Origin of the sequence: Bradyrhizobium sp. (assembly GCF_030654605.1) — a bacterium.
Lineage (GTDB): Bacteria > Pseudomonadota > Alphaproteobacteria > Rhizobiales > Xanthobacteraceae > Bradyrhizobium.
This window is the reverse complement of sequence record NZ_JAURXB010000172.1, coordinates 1-5,740: the sequence shown is the minus strand read 5'-3', so window position 1 is coordinate 5,740 and position 5,740 is coordinate 1. Positions and strand designations below refer to the sequence as shown.

The following is a 5,740-nucleotide window of genomic DNA, read 5'->3' as shown; positions in this document are numbered from 1 at the left end:
ACTGTGGTCTGCCGCCTGGTTCGCAAATCAGCACCTGGCGCAATGGGGCGCGCTGCGCGACGAAGCGGCGCTGCTGCTCCTGATCGTCACCGGCGCGGTGGTCTATGCCGGCTCGATCCTGCTGCTGTTTGGCCGCCGATGGCTGATTTCGCTGGTTCGGTCGTCCTGAATCTTGTCGATGTTTCAATGGTATATGGCGAACCTCCCGCCGGACTGGCGCCTTTTTGCAACATATGCGAGCAAAATGTCGGAGCGATGCAACTGAGTATCCCCTCGGCCGGGAATCTCCGTTAGGTTCAACGTCAGGTTTTGATTGGATCCTATGGAGAGGGGCTCCCATGCGCGCTTCAACATTCAAGGCAATCGCGACCGCGGCGTTCGCCGCGATGGCTGCAAGTTCGGTAGCGTCCGCGGCGGATATCGCTCCCCGCTACACCAAGGCGCCGCCGCCGGTCGTCGAGGTCTGGACCTGGGATAAATTCTATGTCGGCGGCAACGTTGGCTATAGCTGGGGCCGTTCGGACACCTCAGGTACATTCTACAACAACCTGACCGGAGTTCAGCTCAGCCCCACCGAGAGCGGGATCATCAATCTCGACGGATTTGTGATCGGCGGCCAGGTCGGCAAGAACTGGCAGTACGGAAACTGGGTCGTGGGCGTCGAACTCGACGGCCAATGGACCGACCAGAAGGGCGGTCGCGGCTTCACCTGCGTGACGCCGGCAGCTCCTCCCGGCGGCATCTGCAATTTCATTACGGCTGGACCCGGTGCCGGCGTCTCGCCGACGACGACTTTCAACCAGCACATCGAATGGTTCGTGACCCTGCGTCCGCGGGTCGGCATGCTCGTCACGCCGTCTGCGCTGCTCTACGTTACCGGTGGCCTCGCGGTTGCCGGAATCAACACCGACGGCGTGATCAGTGGCTTTACTCCGGCACAGGTGCCAACCTCCGTGGCCTGGAGCAACGACGCCACCAAATGGGGTTGGGTGGTCGGAGCCGGCGTCGAAGCACGACTGGGCGGCAACTGGACCGGCAAGCTCGAAGGCCTCTACATGGATTACGGCAGCGTCTCGGGCAGCCCCGTTCTGCTCACCAGCAATCCGCCGCTGCGGTTCGACTACACTTCGAAGGTGACCGACGTCGTGCTGCGGGCCGGCGTGAACTATCACTTCGGCGGCCCGGTGGTCGCGAAGTACTGATCCCGGCGTCAGTTTTCTCCCGACAAATCAAAGCCCCGGCGTCGCCCGGGGCTTTTTTGCTGGGGGCATCCCCGGGGCTGCGATCGCCCCCCATCGAGTCTGGACCTCGGTCGGGAGTCCGCCGGATCGCCAGTGGCGCCTTTTTGCAACATCCGCGAGCAAAATGCCGGCGCGGTGTAACTCGGCATCCCCCTGGCCGGGAATCCCCGTTAGGATCAGGTCAGGTTTTTGATTTGATCTTACGAAGAGGGCTTCCCATGTGCGCTTCAACATTGAAGACAATCGCGGCCGCGGCGTTCGCCGCGATGGCTGCCAGTTCGGTCGCGAACGCGGCGGATATGGCACCGCGCTACACCAAGGCGCCGCCGCCGATCGTCGAGATCTGGACTTGGGATAAATTCTACGTCGGCGGCAACGTCGGCTACAGCTGGGGCCGGTCGGACACGTCAGGTACGTTCTACAACAACACGACCGGGGTTCAGATCAGCCCCACCCAGAGCGGAAACATCAATCTCGACGGATTTGTGATCGGCGGTCAGGTCGGCAAGAACTGGCAGTTTGGAAACTGGGTCGCCGGCATCGAGCTCGATGGTCAATGGACCGACGAGAAGGGCGGTCGCGGCTTCACCTGCGCCACCGCGCCCGGCGCTTGCAACGGCCTCACTTTTGGACCCGGTTTGAATGTCGCCCCAACGACGTCCTTCAACCAGCACATCGAATGGTTCGTAACCCTGCGTCCGCGGGTTGGCATGCTCGTCACGCCGTCGGCGCTGCTCTACGTCACGGGCGGCCTCGCGGTTGCCGGAATTAAGACCGACGGCGTGCTCAGTGGCTTTACTGCCGCAAGTGCGCCCACCTCCGTGGCCTGGAGCAACGATCAGACCAGGTTCGGCTGGGTGGTCGGGGCCGGCGTCGAAGCACGACTGGGCGGCAACTGGACCGGCAAGCTCGAAGGCCTCTACATGGATTACGGCAGCTTCTCGGGCAGCCCGGTTCTGCTCACCAGCGCTCCGCCGCTGCGCTTCGACTACACCTCGAAGGTTACCGACGTCGTGCTGCGGGCCGGACTGAACTACCATTTCGGCGGCCCGGTGGTCGCGAAGTATTGATCTCGGCGAAAGCTGCTCCCGACAATCAAAAGCCCCGGCATCGTCCGGGGCTTTTTTGTTGGTGATTGCAGTGCAACCGGACGTTTCCCTTGCGGTCAAAGCCGCCAATTTCCCGCCGAAAGCGGTTTGCGCTGGCAGGCGAACCGCTGCAGTATGGAACGGTTATAATCTTTAAACCGGAGATCAGATGGCTGCTCCCATCAAGTTCGGCGTCGGTCAAAGCGTCCTTCGCAAGGAAGACGACGCGCTCATTCGCGGCAAGGGCCGCTACACCGACGACCACGCGCCGCAGGCCTCGATGCATGCGCTGGTGCTGCGCTCGCCCCACGCCCACGCCAAATTCACCATCAACACCACCCGTGCCAGGAGCCTGCCGGGTGTCGGTGCGATCCTGACGGCTGACGACGTCAAGGATCTCGGCGGCCTGCCCTGCCTGTTCAATCTGGAAGTCGATCCGTTCACCGGCCCGCCCTATGCCATTCTCGCCCACGGCGTGGTGCGCCATGTCGGCGATGCCGTTGCCTTCGTGGTTGCGGGCACCGTCGATCAGGCCCGCGACGCCATCGAGGCCATCGAGGTCAACTGGACGCCGTTGCCGGCCGTGATCGGCCTTGCCAATGCGGTCAAGAAGGGCGCGCCACAGGTCTGGGCGGAGCATGCGGGCAATGTGCTGTTCGACGTGCCGGTCGGCGACAAGAAGGCGACCGAGGCCGCCTTCGCCAAGGCCCATGCTGTGGCCGAAGTATCGATCGTCAATCCCAGGGTCATTACCAATTTCATGGAGACGCGGGCGGCGGTCTGTGAATACGACGCCAAGCGCGATCATCTGACGCTGACGGTCGGCAGCCAGGGCAGCCATCGGCTGCGCGAGATCATTGCCGGAATGATCCTGAAAATCCCGCTCGAAAAGATGCGGGTGATCTGCCCGGATGTCGGCGGCGGATTCGGCACCAAGCTGTTTCCCTATCGCGAATACGCGCTGATCGCGGTCGCCGCGCGCCGGCTGCGCCGCACGGTCAAATGGACCGCCGACCGCGCCGATCATTTCATGGGCGACGCGCAGGGCCGCGACAACGTCACGACGGCGCGGATGGCGCTGGCCGAGGACGGCAAGTTCCTGGGCATGGATGTCGATCTGATGGGCGACATGGGCGCGTATCTGTCGACCTTCGCGCCCTACATTCCGCATGGCGGCGCCGGCATGCTGCCCGGCCTTTACGACATCCAGGCCTTCCACTGCCGGGTCCGCACCGTCTTCACCAACACCGTGCCGGTCGACGCCTATCGTGGCGCCGGACGTCCCGAGGCGGCTTACGTGATCGAGCGGCTGGTCGATGCATGCGCGCGAAAACTCGGCATGGCGCCGGATGCGATCCGGCGCAAGAATTTCATCGCGCCGCGGGCGATGCCGTACAAGACCGCGACCGGCAAGGTGTATGACTCCGGCGACTTCACCGCGCATATGAAGCGGGCGATGGAAATCGGCAACTGGAAGGAGTTTCCCAGGCGCGCCAAGGCCGCGAAGAAACACGGGCTGGTGCGCGGCATCGGGCTCGGCACCTATGTCGAGGTGTGCGGCACCATGGGCGAGGAGACCGCCAATGTGGCGCTCGATCCCAATGGCGACGTCACCATCCTGATCGGCACGCAGTCGAGCGGGCAGGGCCACCAGACCGCCTATGCGCAGATCGTCGCCGAGCAGTTCGGTCTGGCGCCGGAACGTGTCCACATCTTCCAGGGCGACACCGACCGCATCGCCACCGGCCTCGGCACCGGCGGCTCGGCTTCGATCCCGACCGGCGGGGTCTGCGTCGAGCGCGCCACCCGCACGCTGGGGACGAATTTGCGCGAGATCGCCGCCGAGGCGCTGGAAACCAGCGTCGGCGACCTCGAGATCAGCAATGGCATCGTGCGGATTGCCGGCACGGACCGCTCTATCAGCTTCGCCGATCTGGCGAAGCGGCCGGGCGTCGATCCGTCCAAGCTGAAGGCCGCCGCGACCTTTACCAGCGCCGACGGCACCTACCCCAACGGCACCCACCTCGCCGAGGTGGAGATCGATCCCGCCACCGGCATCATCAAAATCATCCAGTATGTCATCGTCGACGATTTCGGGGTGACGCTGAATCCGCTGCTGCTGGCCGGCCAGGTTCATGGCGGCGCGATGCAAGGGATCGGCCAGGCCCTGATGGAGCAGGCGGTCTACGACCCCAGGGACGGCCAGCTCGTCACCGGCACGTTCATGGATTATGCGCTGCCGCGCGCGGCCGATGGTCCGTCATTCGTGTTCGAAACCCACAACGTGCCCTGCAAGACCAATCCGCTGGGCGTCAAGGGCGCAGGCGAGGCCGGCGCGATCGGCTCCTGTCCGGCGGTCGTCAATGCGATCATCGAGGGGCTATGGCGCGAATACAAGATCGACCACATCGATATGCCGGCGACCCCGGAGCGGGTCTGGGTCGCGATCCGCGAGCACCAGCGCCAGCATAGCCTCTGATATTTGTTTGCGCGCCCGGAATGAAAATCCGGGCGCGGGGTTGGACCATAGTCAGCGCCATTCGCGGACCGCGAATGGGCGGGATCTAAAGCAAGGGGATGCGACCGATGATGATGCGAACTGTCGTGGTGGTGGCAACGTTGGTGCTCGGCGCTGGCGCTGGAATGGCGCAGGATGCCGTCAAGGCCGCCCAGGATGCCATGAAGGCCAATGGCAAGAACATCGGCGGCGTGTTGAGCCCGATGTTCAAGGGCGAAAAGCCCTACGATCAGGCCGCGGTCGATGCCGCGCTCGCCCAACTCAACGATACCGCCAAGAAGCTGCCGGCCATGTTCCCCGCCAGCGTCAAGGACGCCAAATTGGAGGGCGATTTCAGCCCGACGCCGAAGATCTGGAGCGACAAGGCTGGCTACGACGCTGCGGTCGCGAGCTTCGCCAAGGTGATCACCGAAGCCAAGGCCAAGATCAAGGACCTCGATTCGCTGAAAGCGAATTTCCCCGCCATCGGCAAGGAATGCGGCGGCTGCCACGAGACCTACCGCCTCAAGAAGGGCTGATCCGGTCGTAGCCCGGATGGAGCGAGCGGATCGGCGCAACGCGCCGCCCCGGCGAGCGAAATCCGGGAAACCGTCAGCCACTGATGCGGGCTACGAAAAAGGGCGGACGCCTGAAGCGTCTGCCCTTTTTGTTGTTCGCGTTGACGCGACATGGTGGTGTCAGTTTCAAAACAGCGGGATGGCGGATTTATTCCCGCGGTCCGGTTTGAACGGCCTCAATTTTCAGGCAGCGCAGGGCCGCAATAACGGCCATACTGGCCGCCTGGTTCAGGCTCCTTGATGACGGATCGGTGAATGCTGCGGCGAATTTTCCAAAGTCTTTTTTTTCGAGGTCTCGTCGTTGCGGGCGTCATCGGCTGCGCCATTTTCTGGTGG

General features: G+C 63.6%; 4 protein-coding genes. All 4 read left to right on the top strand.

Translation table 11 applies throughout. The features are described 5' to 3' along the window. The first annotated feature begins 338 nt into the window (after window positions 1–338). The 4 genes from Q7U29_RS16070 to Q7U29_RS16055 all read left to right on the top strand — a co-directional run bounded on the left by Q7U29_RS16070 (window position 339) and on the right by Q7U29_RS16055 (window position 5,365). On the top strand, window positions 339–1,202 hold the full coding sequence (locus Q7U29_RS16070) for an outer membrane protein (RefSeq protein WP_304743098.1): 864 nt from the start codon (window positions 339–341) through the stop codon (window positions 1,200–1,202). A 257-nt stretch (window positions 1,203–1,459) separates the two neighbouring features. Further along, window positions 1,460–2,311, top strand: a complete 852-nt coding sequence (locus tag Q7U29_RS16065) for an outer membrane protein (RefSeq protein ID WP_304743096.1) — start codon at window positions 1,460–1,462, stop codon at window positions 2,309–2,311. A 187-nt stretch (window positions 2,312–2,498) separates the two neighbouring features. Continuing rightward, window positions 2,499–4,808 (top strand): xanthine dehydrogenase family protein molybdopterin-binding subunit, encoded by a 2,310-nt coding sequence (locus tag Q7U29_RS16060; protein WP_304743094.1) that lies wholly within the window; start codon window positions 2,499–2,501, stop codon window positions 4,806–4,808. Window positions 4,809–4,918: 110 nt separating this feature from the next. Further along, a complete protein-coding gene (locus Q7U29_RS16055; RefSeq protein WP_304743100.1) occupies window positions 4,919–5,365 on the top strand; it encodes a cytochrome c in 447 nt (148 codons plus the stop codon). Window positions 5,366–5,740: the final 375 nt, after the last annotated feature.